The following is a 15,729-nucleotide window of genomic DNA, read 5'->3' as shown; positions in this document are numbered from 1 at the left end:
CAACTTGCATGGCGGGCGCGACGTCAGGCTGCGAACTACCAGGCACTACCAGCCCTTGCTGCGATGCAGCTTTACATACAGGGACTCGACCTTTTCTCGCGCCCAAGGCGTCTTGCGCAGGAAGGTCAGGCTGGACTTGATGCTCGGATCGCTCTTGAAACAGCGGATGTCGATGCGTTCAGCAAGGCCGGACCATTGGTAATGCTCGACCAGCGCCTTGAGGATCTGCTCCAGCGTAACGCCGTGCAGCGGGTCGGAATTGGGAGTTGTCATGGTCAATCCTGAAGCCTGATCAGAGAGTCGATGCCCGAAGGTGCGCACCTTAGCCGAGCTCTTCGGCATCGGGAAGAGCTGGTTGTGCAGCGGCTGGCCAACGAACCGCGCGAAACGGTTTTCGGCACTCTCACAAGCGCCATCCAGAGCCTGCCAGGCTGCGCGCATCGGTCGCAGCTTCAACTGTTGCAAAAATCGCAACGATCAATGTCAACATTGTTACTGTTCGTAAGCTCGTTAGCGCCCTATCATTGCCAGCGTTGTAGCTGAATCGATTTTCCAGACTTATCAATATGTTACCCGCCTGCTCCGGCAGCCTGCGGGCGAGCTGCGATTCAATCACCAAGAAAAACTCATAAGAATGCTTTTACCCATGCCTAGTTATCTAACGCTTCAACGCGCTGTCGGCCTGTTCGGGCTGGCGGCATTCGGCCTCGCCGCCACGGCTCAGGCAGCGCCTGCCTTCGATTCCGATTCGCCCTGGATGCTTGGCGACTGGGGCGGCAAGCGCACCGAGTTGTCAGACCAGGGTTTTGATTTCAAGCTCGATTACACCAGCGAGACCGCTGCCAACCTGCACGGTGGCTACGACCACGACAAGGCAACGCGTTACAGCGATCAGATCACCCTTAGCGCTCATATGGACCTGCAAAAATTGCTGGGCTGGCAAGACGCCGAGTTTCAGTTGGCCCTGAACAATCGTAATGGCGACAGCCTGGGCAATGATCGGACCGGAGACCCGCGGGTCGGCACTATTTCGTCATCCCAGGAAGTCTGGGGACGCGGCAGCGTCACCCGTCTGACCCAGCTCTGGTATCAGCAGAAGTTTCTCGACCAGGCTTTGAGCATCAAGCTCGGCCGGTTCAACGAGGGTGAAGACTTCAACACCATGCCCTGCGACTTCCAGAACCTTTCGCTGTGCGGCTCGCAGGTCGGCAACTACGTCAACACCTGGTACAACTGGCCGATCAGCCAGTGGGCGATGCGCGTCAAGTATCAGCTCAACCCGGAGCTCTTCGCGCAGATCGGCGTCTTCGAGCAGAACCCGTCCAATCTTGAGAACGACAACGCATTCAAGCTCAGCGGCAGCGGCACCGAAGGCGCGGTAGTCCCGGTGGAACTGGTCTGGACGCCGAAAGTCGGCGGTCTGCCGGGCGAGTACCGCGCCGGGTATTACTACAGCAGCGCCGACAGCGAAGACGTCTACAAGGATGCCAATGACCGACCGGCGGCACTGACCGGCACCGCCTACCGTGGCGCGTCGAGCAAACACGGCATGTGGCTCAACTTCCGTCAGCAGGTCACCAGCCAGGCAAGCGACCAGAGCCGTGGCCTGAGCCTGTTTGCCAACGGCACTCTGCACGACAAGAAGACCAACATGGTCGACAACTACGTGTCGGTCGGCATGGTCTACAAAGGCCTGTTCGACGCCCGCACTCAGGATGATATCGGGGTCGGTTTCTCGCGTATCCACGTGAATCCGGCGTACCGCAAGAATGCCGATGCACGAAACCAGGCCATAGCGGCCTACGACTACAACGATCCGTCATTCACGCCTGTTCAGGACACGGAATACAACGCCGAGTTCTATTACGGCGTTCACGTGGCCAACTGGCTGACCGTGCGCCCGAACCTGCAGTACATCCGTCATCCAGGTGGCGTCGACGAAGTCGACGATGCATGGATCGCCGGCATGAAAGTACAGCTTTCGTTCTGACCAGCGGTTGAATCGAGTGGCCGGTAATACGTTCCAAGAATCAGCCACACAAGATTACGTAAGAAATTTCTTACGGAAACGAGACATCAATCAATCACTCTTCACGGAGATTCGCATTATGAGCACTGAAGGTGCTTTGAGTAGAAATCGCCTGCTTCCGACGTTGCTCGGGCTGGTGATCCTGTTGATGGGGCTGGCCTTGCTGGCCGGCGGCGTCAGGTTGGTGCAACTGGACGGTTCCCTGTATTACCTGCTGGCAGGTATCGGTTTCTCCGTGACGGGTGTACTGCTTATCACCGGGCGGCGCGCGGCGCTGGGTCTGTACGCCGTCCTCCTGTTCGCGAGCACGGTCTGGGCCTTGTGGGAAGTCGGCCTGGACTGGTGGCAGTTAGTGCCGCGTCTGGCACTGTGGTTTGCCCTGGGCATCGTGCTTCTGCTGCCATGGTTCCGTCGTCCGCTGCTGCGCGGCGAGTCCGCGCGCATGGGCACCGGCGCACTGGGCGTCGCCGTCGTGCTGGCGGGCCTGACTGCACTGGCGAGCCAGTTCACCAACCCCGGCCGCATCGAAGGCCAGCTGGACCGCGAAACGGCAGGCACTACCAATACGGCGCCAGCCATGCCTGATGGCGACTGGCAGTCTTATGGCCGCACCGCTTTTGGTGATCGCTACTCGCCACTGGCGCAGATCACCCCGGAAAACGTGCACAAGCTGGAGCCGGCCTGGACCTACCGCACCGGCGACATCCCCGGCCCGAACGATCCAGGCGAGACCACCGCGGAAAACACGCCGCTCAAGGTCAACGGCATGCTGTACGTATGTACGCCGCACAGCCAGGTGATTGCCCTTGATCCGGATTCGGGCAAGGAAATCTGGCGTTTCGATCCGAAGATCAGCACACAGAACGCCGAGAACTTCAAAGGCTGGGCGCACATGACCTGCCGTGGCGTCACGTATCACGATGACGCCGCCTACGCCGCAGCTGCTCCAGCGCAAAGCCCGGCCACGCCAGTGGCGGATACTGCGAGCGCTGCGCCTGCCACGGCATGCCCGCGTCGCATCTTCATCCCGACAGCCGACACCCGTCTGATCGCGCTCAACGCCGACACCGGCAAGATGTGTGAAGACTTCGGCAACAAGGGCGCTATCGACCTGACCGCCAACATGGGCACCTTCGCTCCGGGCGGCTACTACTCGACTTCGCCACCGGCTGTAACCAAAGACCTGGTGATCATTGGCGGCCACGTCACCGATAACGTTTCGATGGACGAACCGTCCGGTGTCATCCGCGCGTATGACGTGCACACCGGTCGTCTGGTCTGGAACTGGGACAGCGGCAATCCTGAAGCGACGGCGCCTATCGCCGCGGACGGCATCTACACCCGCAACTCGCCGAACATGTGGTCCATGTTCAGCGTCGACGAAAAGCTGGGCATGATCTACCTGCCGATGGGCAACCAGACGCCTGACCAGTTTGGCGGTCACCGTACTCCGGAATCCGAGAAGTACGCCGCTGGCATCGTCGCGCTGGACATCGCGACCGGTCGCGTGCGTTGGGATCGTCAGCTTACCCATCACGACCTGTGGGACATGGACGTTGGTGGTCAGCCGTCGCTGATGGACATGAAAACCGCTGATGGCGTGAAGCCTGCCGTTCTGGTGTCGACCAAGCAGGGCAGCATCTACGTGCTGGACCGCAGCAATGGCCAGCCGATCGTGCCGATCAACGAAGTGCCGGTTCCACAAGGCGCCGTTGAAGGCGACTGGACTTCGCCGACCCAGCCCAAGTCCGACCTGAACTTCATGCCGCCTCCGCTCAAGGAACGCGACATGTGGGGCGTGACACCGTTCGACCAGATGCTGTGCCGCATCGACTTCAAGTCGCTGCGCTATGACGGTCCGTTCACTCCGCCATCGCTGCAAGGTTCGATTGTTTATCCGGGTAACTTCGGTGTATTCGACTGGGGCGGCATCTCTGTCGATCCGGTTCGCCAGATCGCGTTCGTCAACCCAAGCTACATGGCCTTCCGCTCCAAGCTGGTGCCGGCTGAAGAAGTTGCGAGCGGTCCGGGTCGCAAGAGCGAAACCGAAGGCGTACAGCCGAACAAAGGCGCGCCGTATGGCGTGATCCTCGAAGCGCTGCTCTCGCCGATGGGTCTGCCTTGCCAAGCTCCGGCGTGGGGTTATGTGGCCGCTGTCGATCTGACCAACCACAAGACCATCTGGATGCACAAGAACGGCACCGTGCGCGACAGCTCGCCGGTTCCAATCCCGTTGAGCATGGGCGTTCCGAGCCTGGGCGGTACATTCACCACCGCCAGCGGCCTGGCATTCCTGAGCGGTACGCTTGACCAGTACCTGCGCGCCTACGACGTTCGTAACGGCAAGCAGTTGTGGGAAGGCCGCCTGCCAGCAGGCGCTCAGACCACTCCGATGACCTACACCGGCAAGGACGGCCAGCAATATGTGCTGGTTGTCGCTGGCGGTCACGGCTCGCTGGGCACCAAGCAAGGTGACTACGTGATGGCGTTCAAACTGCCGAAGTGATGTGTTGCTGAGGTAAGCGAAAGGCGGTTATCGAAAGATAGCCGCCTTTTTTTGTGCTGGCTTACAGGGTTGCGGCGCGTATCTGGTCTGGGTGGAGCCAGCTTTCTGGCGAGGACATAGATATAGACGACACAGCGGCTGCGGCTGTCCTAGCCTCATCGCCAGCAAGGTGGCTCCTACAAGACCGAGTCACTTCCTGAATTGTGGGAGCTTTCTGGCGAGGACATAGATATACACAGCGGCTGCGGCTGTCCTGGCCTCATCGCCAGCAAGCTGGCTCCTACAAGACCGAGTCACTTCCTGAATTGTGGGAGCCAGCTTGCTGGCGAGAGCGGGTGATGACGAATCGATAAGAAACGCTATTTTTTCTCGATCACTTCGCCACGCATCGGCGCCAGGCGGGCGATGAGGCGGTTCTGGGTGGGCACGGGGATTTTCTCGGCGTCCATGGCGGCGATCAGGTTTTCCACCAGCGCGTTGAAATCGCTACGGGTCAGGTTCTGTCCCTTGTGCGCTTCGGCCATGCTGTCTCCGGTGTAACGGCAGGGACCGCCGGAATCGACGCAAAGGTGCTCAACCAGCTTGTCGCGCAGGCGCTCGATATCAACCTTGCGAAAGTGCTCGACGATCCGAGGGTCCTTGGCAACATTCAACAACATGCCTTCGACGATGCGCTGGATGCCGGCGCGCTCGCCAAGCGCCTGGTAAAGGCTGTCATCCCGAGCAGGCTGCTGGGCGCACCCGACCAACAGAGTCAGCATCAGGCCGGCAAGTAGACGAAACATCAGAAACTCCCCTGCACGGACAAGTAGGTGCCGCTCTGGTTGTCCAGCGTGGCGATTTCGCCCAACCGCGCGTAGGCCAGAACGAATGACAGGTGCTTGTTCGGAAAATACCCGACGAACATATCCGCCCAGTCGCTTTCCCCGGCAAACGAAAGGTTGTCCGGTTTTTCCCGATACTCCACGCCTGCCGCCCAGCGCGGGTTGAACAGTACCGCTACCGAACCTTCCTTGAGCAGGCTGCGTTCGTCGCGCCGGTCGCCGCCAAAACCCAGCAGGCCGGTTTCGTTGGCACGGCTGTAACGCACGCCGCCGTTGACCACAAGGTTGTAGCCAAACGCCGCGCCCATGAACAGACGACTCGCGGTCAGATAGCCTTCGACGTCCGAATCGCGCTGCGCGCCGACCAGGCTGGGGATCAGGAAGTTGTTCTGGTGCTTGTACTGCACGCCCAGCGAGACTTGCGGCAGGCTGTCGTAGATGAAATCCCCGAACAACCGCAGCTTGACGCCGAATACGTCCTGGCTGAGGTTATCGTCCGGCAGGCTCAGCCGATGCTGCAGAGTGCTGATGTCGAAGCGCTGATGCGCGTAGGAAAATTCGATGCGGTTGTCGTAAGCGATGGCCAGCCCTGCGACGTCGAGTGCGTAGTCCGGTACATCGACATGGGTGGCAAAGGCGGTCGCGCCCCACTCGCCCTGTTCGCCGTAACCGGCGATCAACGCCCAAGGGGTGATCCCGCCACCCGCGCTGCCCTCGATACTGCTGGCTCCGCCGGTGGCGATCAGACGCCCGTTATCGGCCACTGCCTCAAAAGCGGCAGTGCCGAGGATACAACTCAATAACCACGTTAACTTGAAGCGCATGATTCAGTTGACCATCAGGCTGGGTGAGTTCAGGGATTGAGCGATCCAGGCTTCGAAGGCTGATGCCGACAGCGGCCGGCTGATCAGATAGCCCTGGGCCGTGTCGCAGTGCCAGCGCTTGAGCAGATCCAGGCTGTGTTGATACTCCACACCTTCGGCGACCACCTTTAGCCCCAGGTTATGGCTCATCTCGATGGTCGAGCGCACGATCACCGCGTCTTCGCTGGTTTCATCGAGGTTGCGCACGAACGACTGGTCGATCTTCAGTTCCTGCACAGGCAGGCGTTTGAGGTGCGCCAGAGACGAGTAGCCGGTGCCGAAATCATCGACCGACAGACTTATGCCGCAGTCGCGCAAGCGATTGAGCACAACAAGCGCTCGCTCCGGCTCGCTCATCACCGCGCTTTCGGTAATCTCGAAGATCAGTTGCCTGGCGGGCACTGCGTAATGCATCAGCAGTCCGGAGACGAAACCCACCAGATCTTCGCCCAGCAAGTCGTCCGCGGAAATATTGACCGACAGCTGCAGCACCAGGCCGCGACGGTTCCATTCCGCCAGCTGGCGCATGGCTTCTTCGATCACCCAGTTGGTCAACAGCTGGATGCTGCCGGTACGCTCGGCCAGCACGATGAATTCGGCGGGCGAGACGCTGCCGAACTGCGGATGATTCCAGCGCAGCAAAGCCTCGGCCTGTCGGACCCTGCTCTGACGGATGTCCAGCTTTGGCTGGTAATGCAGCTGTAGCTCGCCGCTTTGCGGCGCCTTGCGCAGATCGCGAATCAGGCTGATCTGGCGCTGGTGCGCCAAGTCGCGGCCGTCCTGGTAGATATGCAGCCGACCGGGCAAGTTTGCTGCGTCCTTGCGGGCAATGGCTGCGCGGTTGACCAGTTCCTGCGCGGAGTCGCCGTTTTCCGGATACACCGCAATGCCGATGCAGCAGTCGAGTGTGATGTCGTGATTGTCGAGCCGCTGAGGCTCGCCGAGCAGGCGCTGCAAGGCATCGCCGGTCGCGACTGCGCCGTCGCTGCCGGTATGGTCGAGCAACAGCAGAAACTCGTTGGCGGTCAGCCGCGCGACGGTATCGCCCGAGCGCAGCGTGTCCTGCAAACGCTGGCCGATCTGACGCAACAGCTGATCGACACCTTCCGCGCCACAGCTTTCGTTGATTGCGGCGAGGTTCTCGATGCCCAGATACATCAAGGCGACGGGCCGCTGCGCGGCAATCGCGCTGCCCAGTCGCTCCATCGCCAGCGCCCGATTAGGCAGCCCAGTGATTGCATCGTGCAGCGCGTTATGTGCCAGCTGTCCCTCACGGACCGCAATGCCATGCTGCATGGTGTTGATCGCAGCGGCGAGCAGGCCCAGCTCATCACTGCGATCCATGGCCACCGGGGTTTTGTAATCGCCGTCGCCGATACGTTTGGCGGCCAGCGCCAGCGCACGGACCGGCAGCGACACACTGCGCGCCAGCGCCAGGGTCCCGACCAGCGAAGCGGCCAGAGCTGCCAGAGAAATCCACAATATGTTCTCGTCCAGCGGAGCGAACGCCTGCAGGGCCTTGTCCAGCGGGCTTTGCAACAACGCGACCACCTGCCCGTCGCTGGCAACGCCGGTATTGGCCAGCATCAACGACTGACTCAGAAAATTCTGATTGGCCTGTTCCGTCACGCTCGTCTGCCCGCCGGAAGAATTGCGCATCAGTTCGATGAGCCTGGCGTGCAGTCCTTCGGGCTGAGTGCTTACCAGTGTTCCCGGCCGGCCGTTCTCGATTGTCAGAAACGATACTTCCAGGCCACTGAGCGAGCGCAGTTCCTGGGCGAAATCGCTGTCGATGGGAAAGCCCATGACCACTCGCCCAAGAGGCAGCGGTGCCGAGACGATGCTTTCGACCAGCAGGTGCGGGGTGCCGCCGCCCGGTACGATCAGAACGGACTGCTGGCTGCGCCTGGCCGTGCGCAGCGCCTTGTCGTAAATGAACCCGGTTCCTTCCGCGACCAGCGGCTGGGTGCTGGCGACGACAGTGCCGTCCATGCCCAGCAAGAACATGTCGCTGGCGTTGATCCGCTTGCCATGGTTGAGCAGCACCGACCGGATGGTCGCCGAGTCCTGGCTGGCCACCGCGTCGCGAAAGCCGAAGTCCGCCGCCAGCAGCTGCACCGCATCGCGCAGCTGCCGGCCACGCTGATCGATCAGTCGCTCGAAGACGCGGCTGCCGACTTTCAGTTGGGCCTGGGCCTGTTTGTGTACGGCGTCACTGGTGGCGACCTTGACGGCGAAAAATACCGCGGCGACCACTATCAGCAGCAGCGCAATCAGCACTCCGGCGATGCGCGCCTGAAAGCTGGTTCGCAGGTTCATTCATGCACAGCCTTGTGAAAGGCGTCGCCAAAACCACCAGGTGCCGGCTTGCCCGGCTTATCCTCGGGATCGGGCTGAACCGTGAGAGTCACGCGCTGGGTCAGCCCGCTGGCCGGGACTTCGAATGCGCCGCCTGCTACCGGTTGCATGTCCTCGGAGCGCGGATGCCACAACGTCGCCTGATAACGACCGGGCGGGACCTGGTCGAGCCTGAGCGCGCCTTTGTCATCGGTGACGCCGAACAGCGGTTCGTCGGTTACGTAGATGTAGCCGACCATCCAGTCATGGATGTTGCAGCCGAGCACCACGACGCCCGGTTTTTCGAAGAGCAGCGGCTGAGAAGGCGTGCCTTGGTAAAGACGCAGCTCGAAGCGCTTGGCCGGTGAAAAGGAGTACACCTGATGACGAATGTTGTCGCTGTTGGGAAATTTCACCTGCGTACCGGTGTGTACGGCCAGAACGCGAGGCGAAAACTCCTGATCGCGCTGGTCCATATCAGCCTTGAACGGCCCCGTCGGCGCTGTGGCCGGTCCCGAGAGGGTCACGACTGCATCCGGCAAGGCCGAGCCGTGCTGGTCCGCGACCTGCACGGTCACGGTAGCCGCCGAAGCCACCGCCGAAGCGCCCGCGAGCAGGCTGGCCAGCGCCAGATTTAAAATCAGGTTGATCATATTCATTGAGTCCACGATGGCAGAGCCGTCAGTCACCAGCCGGCCCTGGCAGCATGTGTCTTGAGCTCGATCCAGCGCGCAATACGGCCACGCCAACGCGTGCCCGGGCCATCAGCCGGTCGAACAGGATCAGAGACAAAAACCGTCTCAGCCTCACGGGGCATTTATCCCCTATCAAGACTATCGACCGCTCCCATTGAAACCTGAGGCCCCGCGCCCCATCTAAAGGCCATGTTCAATTTCGCAGGTGCCCCATGAGCGACCAGCAGACAGACTCGCCAGAATTGCCAGATGATGCCGCCGAGCTTGACGTGTCCCTGAGTTCCCACAGCACCTCGCTGGCCTTGCCTGGCCAGAGCCTGCCGGACAAGGTCTACATCATCCCGATCCACAACCGTCCGTTCTTTCCGGCGCAGGTCTTGCCGGTGATCGTCAACGAAGAGCCGTGGGCCGAGACGCTGGAGCTGGTCAGCAAGTCCGACCATCATTCGCTGGCGCTGTTTTTCATGGACACGCCGCAGGAGGACCCGCGGCACTTCAACACCGACGCCCTCCCCGAGTACGGCACGCTGGTCAAGGTCCACCACGCCAGCCGTGAAAACGGTCGCCTGCAGTTCGTCGCGCAGGGTCTGAGCCGGGTGCGCATTCGCACCTGGCTCAAACATCATCGCCCGCCGTATCTGGTGGAAGTCGAATACCCGCACCAGCCCAATGAGCCGACCGATGAGGTCAAGGCCTATGGCATGGCGCTGATCAATGCGATCAAGGAGCTGCTGCCGCTCAACCCGCTGTACAGCGAAGAGCTGAAGAATTACCTCAACCGCTTCAGCCCCAACGACCCTTCGCCACTGACCGACTTCGCGGCGGCGCTCACGTCCGCCACCGGCGTCGAACTGCAGGAAGTGCTCGACTGCGTGCCCATGCTCAAGCGCATGGAAAAAGTGCTGCCGATGCTGCGCAAGGAAGTTGAAGTGGCGCGCTTGCAGAAAGAGATCTCCGCCGAGGTCAATCGCAAGATCGGTGAGCACCAGCGGCAGTTCTTCCTCAAGGAACAGCTCAAGGTCATCCAGCAGGAGCTGGGGCTGAGCAAGGACGACCGCAGCGCCGATATCGAGCAGTTCGAGCAGCGTCTTGAAGGCAAAACCTTGCCGACGCAGGCGCGCAAGAAAATCGATGAGGAAATCAACAAGCTCAAGGTGCTGGAAACCGGTTCGCCGGAATATGCCGTTACCCGCAATTATCTGGACTGGGCCAGTTCGTTGCCCTGGGGCGTCTACGGCAAGGACAAGCTCGACCTCGGCCACGCGCGCAAGGTGCTCGACCAGCACCATGCCGGGCTGGACGACATCAAGTCGCGAATCATCGAATTCCTGGCCGTCGGTGCCTATAAAGGTGAAATCAGCGGCTCGATTGTTCTGCTGGTAGGCCCGCCGGGCGTGGGCAAGACCAGCGTCGGGCGCTCCATCGCCGAATCGCTGGGCCGCCCTTTCTTCCGCTTGAGCGTAGGCGGCATGCGCGACGAAGCCGAGATCAAGGGCCATCGCCGCACATACATCGGCGCCCAGCCGGGCAAACTGGTGCAAGCGCTGCGGGACGTGGAAGTCATGAACCCGGTCATCATGCTCGATGAAATCGACAAGATGGGCCAGAGCTATCAGGGTGATCCGGCTTCGGCGCTGCTGGAAACGCTGGATCCGGAGCAGAACGTCGAATTCCTCGACCACTATCTCGACCTGCGCCTGGACTTGTCCAAGGTGCTGTTCGTCTGCACCGCCAACACCCTCGACTCCATTCCGGGACCGTTGCTCGACCGAATGGAGATCATTCGCCTGTCGGGTTATATCACTGAGGAAAAGCTGGCAATCGCCAAGCGTCACCTGTGGCCCAAGCAACTGGCGAAAGCGGGCGTTGCGAAGGCACGACTGTCGATCAGCGACGCCGCCTTGCGTAACGTGATCGAAGGTTATGCCCGGGAAGCCGGCGTCCGCCAGCTGGAGAAGCAGCTGGGCAAGCTGGTGCGCAAGGCGGTGGTGAAGCTGCTGGACGCGCCGGACTCGGCGATCAAGATCGGTCCCAAGGATCTGGAAGCTTCGCTTGGCATGCCGGTTTTCCGCAGTGAGCAAGTGTTGTCCGGCACCGGCGTGATTACCGGTCTGGCATGGACCAGCATGGGCGGCGCGACCCTGCCGATCGAGGCGACCCGTATCCATACGCTCAACCGCGGCTTCAAGCTGACCGGGCAATTGGGTGATGTGATGAAAGAGTCGGCTGAAATCGCCTACAGCTACGTCAGCTCCAATCTGTCGAAGTTTGGCGGCGATGCGAAGTTCTTCGACGAAGCCTTCGTCCACGTCCATGTGCCCGAAGGCGCGACGCCGAAGGACGGCCCGAGCGCCGGCGTCACCATGGCCAGCGCCTTGCTGTCCCTGGCCCGCAATCAGCCACCGAAAAAAGGCGTCGCCATGACCGGCGAGCTGACGCTGACCGGCCACGTGCTGCCCATCGGCGGCGTGCGTGAAAAGGTCATTGCAGCCCGACGTCAGAAGATCAACGAACTGATCCTGCCGGAAGCCAACCGGGGTAACTTCGAGGAGCTGCCCGAGTACCTGAAGGAAGGCCTGACCGTGCACTTCGCCAAACGCTTTGCGGATGTGGCGAAGGTGTTGTTCTGACGGTCTCTTCGCGGACAGGCCGCTCCTGCACATGTGCCGGCAGGAGCGGACTTGTCCGCGAAAAAGGACGCCCCGATCCTCATCGGTTATCCTCAAGCGTCGTCACGCAAAACCGGACCTTGCCATGACCCCTGCTCGTCTTATCGCCCCCCTGGGCCTTGCCCTGCTGACCGCTTGCGCGCAGCCCGCGAAAAATATTGTCTCGATTGAAGAGCAAAGTGATTGCCCTGCGCACCTGGCATCCGGACAGACGCTGATTCTTGAACTGCCCAGCAACCCGACGACCGGTTTCCGCTGGCAGGTCCGTAACCCCGCTTCGACGGTTCTGCACAGCCTGGGCCCCGAGGTGTATTCCAGCGCCGAGCAGATGGACATGGTCGGCAGCGCGGGCAAGTCGGTGTGGCGCTACAAGGCAGCCGCTCCTGGAACCGGCCAGTTGCTGATGGTCTACCAGCAGCCCTGGGCGCCGGAAGTGACGCCGCAAGCTGTGTTCGACTGCTCGATCACGGTGCACTGACGCGGCCGCGACCCGGCGCCCAACGCTATCTGATTCATGCATCGGAGTCGTAACTTGGCTAGAATGCCGGCCTTTCAGATATCCAGCCGGAACCGCCGTGAGCAAAGAACCCGACCGTCTTTTCGCCCAGCCATTGATCCAGGTGCCCGATTTCGCCTTCAACGAAGACGTCGTGCGCGTATTCCCGGACATGATCAAGCGCTCGGTGCCCGGCTACCCGACCATCGTCGAGAATCTGGGCGTGCTTGCCGCGCAATTCGCCATACCCGACACCGTGCTCTACGATCTGGGCAGCTCGCTGGGCGCTGTCACTCAGGCGCTACGTCGCCATGTCCGCGCCGAAGGCTGCCGGGTGATTGCGGTGGACAATTCGTCGGCGATGGTCGAACGCTGCCGCCAATACCTCAATGCGCAGGATTCGATGTTTCAGGAGCTGCTGCCAGTCGAAGTCATTGAAGGCGACATCCTTGGTCTGAGTTTCAAGCCCGCTTCGGTCGTAGCCCTCAACTTCACTTTGCAGTTCATTCCGCCGGGCGAGCGTCTCGACTTGCTGGCCCGCATACGCCAGTCGCTGGTGCCGGGTGGCGCGCTGATCCTTTCCGAGAAACTGCGCTTCAACGATCAGCAGGAGCACACGCTGCTGACTGATCTGCACATCGCTTTCAAGCGCGCCAACGGTTACAGCGATCTGGAGATTGCCCAGAAACGCAGTGCCATCGAAAACGTCATGAAGCCCGACAGCCTTGAAGACCATCGCGAGCGCCTGCTGGCTGCCGGGTTCACCAAGGTCGTGCCATGGTTCCAATGCCTTAACTTCGCCTCGTTGATTGCCCTGCCATGATCGATCTCGCACCACTGGCCCGCCGCCTGGCGGGAACGCCCCTTGCCGAATGGGCCAACGGGCTGCAAGCCCAACTCGACGCCAAGATGACCAAGGGTCACGGCGACCTGCAACGCTGGCAGAGTGCGCTGGACGCCCTGCCCGTGCTGACGCCGACCCGGATCGAGCTGGCCGACAGCTTTACCCTTGAAACCGAGTGCGACGGCGAAACGCGCACCCGCCTGCGCAGCGCTCTGATGGGCCTGTCACCGTGGCGCAAAGGGCCATTCAATGTGTTCGGTGTGCACATCGACACCGAATGGCGTTCGGACTGGAAATGGTCGCGGGTTTCACCGCATCTCGACCTAAAGGGGAAACGAGTGCTCGATGTCGGCTGCGGCAACGGCTATTACCAGTGGCGGATGCTCGGTGCCGGCGCGGACAGTGTCATTGGCGTCGACCCCAACTGGCTGTTCTTCTGCCAGTTCCAGGCGATGCAACGTTACCTGCCCGACCTGCCGGCCTGGCACCTGCCGTTCGCGCTCGAAGACCTGCCGCCGAACCTTGAAGGTTTCGATACGGTGTTTTCCATGGGCGTGCTCTATCACCGCAAGTCGCCCATCGACCATCTGCTGGCTCTGAAGGATTGTCTGGTCAAGGGCGGCGAGCTGGTCATGGAAACGCTGGTGATTCCCGGCGACGTGCAGCAGGTGCTGGTTCCGGAAGATCGCTACGCGCAGATGCGCAACGTGTGGTTCCTGCCGTCCGTGCCGGCGCTTGAGCTGTGGCTGCGCCGCGCCGGGTTCGTTGACGTGCGCTGCGTGGACGTCAGCACCACGACGGTTGAAGAGCAGCGCAGTACCGAGTGGATGCGCTACCAGTCGCTGGGCAATTTCCTTGACCCCGACGACCACAGCAAGACCGTGGAAGGCCTGCCCGCACCGATGCGAGCGGTGATCGTGGGGCGCAAGCCCTGAGGCAAAATGCACATCTGTGCGGGAGCGGAGCGTCTGCAGTTATCGCGCAGCCGCCACGATCAGCGCTTTCATCTCGGCAACCGCCGCTTTGAACCCGACGAACAGCGCATGGGCCACCAATGCATGTCCGATGTTCAGCTCATTGATGCCCTTGATCGCCGCCACGGCTTCGACGTTATGGTAATGCAGGCCATGGCCGGCGTTGACGATCAGGCCTTGGGACAGACCGAATGCCACGCCGTCGGCGATGCGCTGCAATTCGTCAGCGACTTCGGCGGGCGTCTGCGCGTCGGCATAGCGACCGGTATGCAATTCAATCGCAGGCGCGCCGACGCGCTTTGAAGCGGCAATCTGTTGCTCGTCGGCATCAATGAACAGCGACACCTCGCAGCCGATCTTCGCCAGGCGCTCCACAGCCGCCCTGATTCGCGCTTCCTGCCCGGCCACATCCAGACCGCCTTCGGTCGTCAGCTCCTGGCGGGTTTCAGGCACCAGGCAGACATGGGCCGGGCGAATCCGCTCGGCGAACGCCAGCATTTCCTCAGTCACACCCATCTCGAAATTCATGCGGGTCTGAAGCACATCTTTGAGCAGAAGCACGTCGCGCTCCTGAATGTGACGCCGGTCCTCGCGCAAATGCACGGTGATGCCATCGGCACCGGCCTCTTCGGCATCCAGTGCGGCCTTGACCGGATCCGGATAACGCGTGCCGCGGGCCTGTCGCAAAGTAGCCACATGATCGATGTTCACGCCAAGAAGAATGCGGGTGCTGTGAGTCACGGGTGTCTCCTGATGATTAAGCGATGCAGGCCGGCAAGCATAAGGCTTGATCAAGGCTTGCGAAACAGTTCACGACTGACCAGTGGCCGCCCGCCAAGATGCACCGCGAGTGCCTGACGCATCAGACGTTTGGCTGCGCCCAGTGCTCCGGGCGCGCTCCAGTCTGCTTCGGCCATGGCAAGCAACTCGACGCCCTGAAACAGCCCCGGCTGCAACAGGTACACCCGTTCCAGGCCGGCATCGACCTGCAGGCGGTACATGCCATCGGCAGCCAGCGGTTCGCCGTTAATGTCGACATCCAGCGCAAAGCCGTAACCGAGGTCGTCCAGCAGACGCCATTCGAACGAACGCAGCAACGGCTCCAGCGGTCGGCCTTCGGCCAATGCGATCAGGGTCGCGGCGTAATGATCGAACACCGAGGGATGAGGATCTTCGGCAGGCAGGAGGCGGATCAGTAATTCGTTGAGGTACATACCGCTGAACAGCGCATCGCCGGTCATCCAAGTGGCGACGCCGGCACTTTCCATGCGCCCGACGTTTTTCAGCTCGCCGCGCCCGCGGAATTCGACCTCAAGCGGCACGAAGGGTCTGGCCAACGAACCGGCCTTGCCTTTGGCGCTGCGCAGCACTGCTCGCAAACGGCCTTGAGGGGTAAGGAAGTCCACCAGCGCGCTGTTCTCCCGATACGGGCGGCTATGCAGCACATACGCAGGTCGGCCGGTTGGCGTGCTCATCGGACGGGCTCGGCTGG

Annotated in this window: 13 protein-coding genes; 6 read left to right on the top strand and 7 right to left on the bottom strand. The window is 61.4% G+C overall.

Annotated elements, in window-relative coordinates; translation table 11 throughout:
- Window positions 1–45 precede the first annotated feature (45 nt).
- On the bottom strand, window positions 46–273 hold the full coding sequence (locus J3P77_RS05140) for a VF530 family DNA-binding protein (RefSeq protein WP_434680068.1): 228 nt from the start codon (window positions 271–273) through the stop codon (window positions 46–48).
- Between the two features lie 373 nt (window positions 274–646).
- Here J3P77_RS05140 and J3P77_RS05135 point away from each other — a divergent pair, with 373 nt between their 5' ends.
- Together J3P77_RS05135 and J3P77_RS05130 are read left to right on the top strand one after the other, a co-directional pair.
- On the top strand, window positions 647–1,990 hold the full coding sequence (locus tag J3P77_RS05135) for a carbohydrate porin (RefSeq protein ID WP_434680067.1): 1,344 nt from the start codon (window positions 647–649) through the stop codon (window positions 1,988–1,990).
- A gap of 118 nt (window positions 1,991–2,108) precedes the next feature.
- Window positions 2,109–4,535, top strand: a complete 2,427-nt coding sequence (locus tag J3P77_RS05130) for a glucose/quinate/shikimate family membrane-bound PQQ-dependent dehydrogenase (RefSeq protein ID WP_434680065.1) — start codon at window positions 2,109–2,111, stop codon at window positions 4,533–4,535.
- Window positions 4,536–4,894: 359 nt separating this feature from the next.
- Here J3P77_RS05130 and J3P77_RS05125 read toward each other — a convergent pair whose 3' ends face one another.
- The 4 genes from J3P77_RS05125 to J3P77_RS05110 are packed head-to-tail and all read right to left on the bottom strand — an operon-like array spanning window position 4,895 to window position 9,212.
- Window positions 4,895–5,320, bottom strand: coding sequence for a group I truncated hemoglobin (locus J3P77_RS05125; RefSeq protein ID WP_434680063.1), 426 nt, complete (start codon window positions 5,318–5,320; stop codon window positions 4,895–4,897).
- A complete protein-coding gene (locus J3P77_RS05120) occupies window positions 5,320–6,183 on the bottom strand; it encodes a DUF3034 family protein (protein ID WP_434680062.1) in 864 nt (287 codons plus the stop codon). The genes J3P77_RS05125 and J3P77_RS05120 overlap by 1 nt, the downstream gene beginning before the upstream one ends.
- A gap of 3 nt (window positions 6,184–6,186) precedes the next feature.
- On the bottom strand, window positions 6,187–8,541 hold the full coding sequence (locus J3P77_RS05115) for an EAL domain-containing protein (RefSeq protein ID WP_434680060.1): 2,355 nt from the start codon (window positions 8,539–8,541) through the stop codon (window positions 6,187–6,189).
- Window positions 8,538–9,212 carry a methylamine utilization protein gene (locus J3P77_RS05110; protein ID WP_434681893.1) on the bottom strand — a complete coding sequence of 225 codons (675 nt, stop codon included), beginning with the start codon at window positions 9,210–9,212 and terminating at the stop codon, window positions 8,538–8,540. Before J3P77_RS05110 ends, J3P77_RS05115 begins: the two co-directional genes overlap by 4 nt.
- A gap of 254 nt (window positions 9,213–9,466) precedes the next feature.
- On the opposite strand from J3P77_RS05110, the gene lon reads away from it, so the two are divergent.
- From lon to cmoB, 4 genes are all read left to right on the top strand, one after another.
- Window positions 9,467–11,884: an endopeptidase La gene (gene lon, locus J3P77_RS05105; protein WP_434680059.1), complete on the top strand. Its 2,418-nt coding sequence runs from the start codon at window positions 9,467–9,469 to the stop codon at window positions 11,882–11,884.
- A 124-nt stretch (window positions 11,885–12,008) separates the two neighbouring features.
- Window positions 12,009–12,401: a protease inhibitor I42 family protein gene (locus tag J3P77_RS05100; RefSeq protein WP_434680057.1), complete on the top strand. Its 393-nt coding sequence runs from the start codon at window positions 12,009–12,011 to the stop codon at window positions 12,399–12,401.
- Window positions 12,402–12,498: 97 nt separating this feature from the next.
- Window positions 12,499–13,242: a carboxy-S-adenosyl-L-methionine synthase CmoA gene (cmoA, locus tag J3P77_RS05095; protein ID WP_434680056.1), complete on the top strand. Its 744-nt coding sequence runs from the start codon at window positions 12,499–12,501 to the stop codon at window positions 13,240–13,242.
- Window positions 13,239–14,198, top strand: coding sequence for a tRNA 5-methoxyuridine(34)/uridine 5-oxyacetic acid(34) synthase CmoB (gene cmoB / locus J3P77_RS05090; RefSeq protein ID WP_434680054.1), 960 nt, complete (start codon window positions 13,239–13,241; stop codon window positions 14,196–14,198). Before cmoA ends, cmoB begins: the two co-directional genes overlap by 4 nt.
- A gap of 39 nt (window positions 14,199–14,237) precedes the next feature.
- Here cmoB and pdxJ read toward each other — a convergent pair whose 3' ends face one another.
- Together pdxJ and recO are read right to left on the bottom strand one after the other, a co-directional pair.
- Entirely contained in the window at window positions 14,238–14,978 is a 741-nt protein-coding gene (gene pdxJ, locus J3P77_RS05085) for a pyridoxine 5'-phosphate synthase (protein WP_434680052.1), read from the bottom strand.
- A 50-nt stretch (window positions 14,979–15,028) separates the two neighbouring features.
- The gene (gene recO / locus J3P77_RS05080; RefSeq protein WP_434680049.1) at window positions 15,029–15,712 is read right to left on the bottom strand and encodes a DNA repair protein RecO; all 684 of its coding nucleotides are present in this window, start codon (window positions 15,710–15,712) and stop codon (window positions 15,029–15,031) included.
- Window positions 15,713–15,729 lie beyond the last annotated feature (17 nt).

Source organism: Pseudomonas sp. R1-18 (genome assembly GCF_051132095.1).
Lineage (GTDB): Bacteria > Pseudomonadota > Gammaproteobacteria > Pseudomonadales > Pseudomonadaceae > Aquipseudomonas.
Note: the sequence above shows the minus strand (reverse complement) of the source record. Positions and strands in the feature narration are given on the sequence as shown.

Bases quoted from the DNA above. Each gene is read 5' to 3' on its own strand.
- J3P77_RS05115 (WP_434680060.1), bottom strand. From the start codon at position 8,541: ATGAACCTGCGAACCAGCTTTCAGGCGCGCATCGCCGGAGTGCTGATT.
- J3P77_RS05100 (WP_434680057.1), top strand. From the start codon at position 12,009: ATGACCCCTGCTCGTCTTATCGCCCCCCTGGGCCTTGCCCTGCTGACC.
- cmoB (WP_434680054.1), top strand. From the start codon at position 13,239: ATGATCGATCTCGCACCACTGGCCCGCCGCCTGGCGGGAACGCCCCTT.
- J3P77_RS05135 (WP_434680067.1), top strand. From the start codon at position 647: ATGCCTAGTTATCTAACGCTTCAACGCGCTGTCGGCCTGTTCGGGCTG.
- J3P77_RS05120 (WP_434680062.1), bottom strand. From the start codon at position 6,183: ATGCGCTTCAAGTTAACGTGGTTATTGAGTTGTATCCTCGGCACTGCC.
- J3P77_RS05125 (WP_434680063.1), bottom strand. From the start codon at position 5,320: ATGTTTCGTCTACTTGCCGGCCTGATGCTGACTCTGTTGGTCGGGTGC.
- J3P77_RS05140 (WP_434680068.1), bottom strand. From the start codon at position 273: ATGACAACTCCCAATTCCGACCCGCTGCACGGCGTTACGCTGGAGCAG.
- lon (WP_434680059.1), top strand. From the start codon at position 9,467: ATGAGCGACCAGCAGACAGACTCGCCAGAATTGCCAGATGATGCCGCC.
- recO (WP_434680049.1), bottom strand. From the start codon at position 15,712: ATGAGCACGCCAACCGGCCGACCTGCGTATGTGCTGCATAGCCGCCCG.
- J3P77_RS05110 (WP_434681893.1), bottom strand. From the start codon at position 9,212: ATGATCAACCTGATTTTAAATCTGGCGCTGGCCAGCCTGCTCGCGGGC.
- J3P77_RS05130 (WP_434680065.1), top strand. From the start codon at position 2,109: ATGAGCACTGAAGGTGCTTTGAGTAGAAATCGCCTGCTTCCGACGTTG.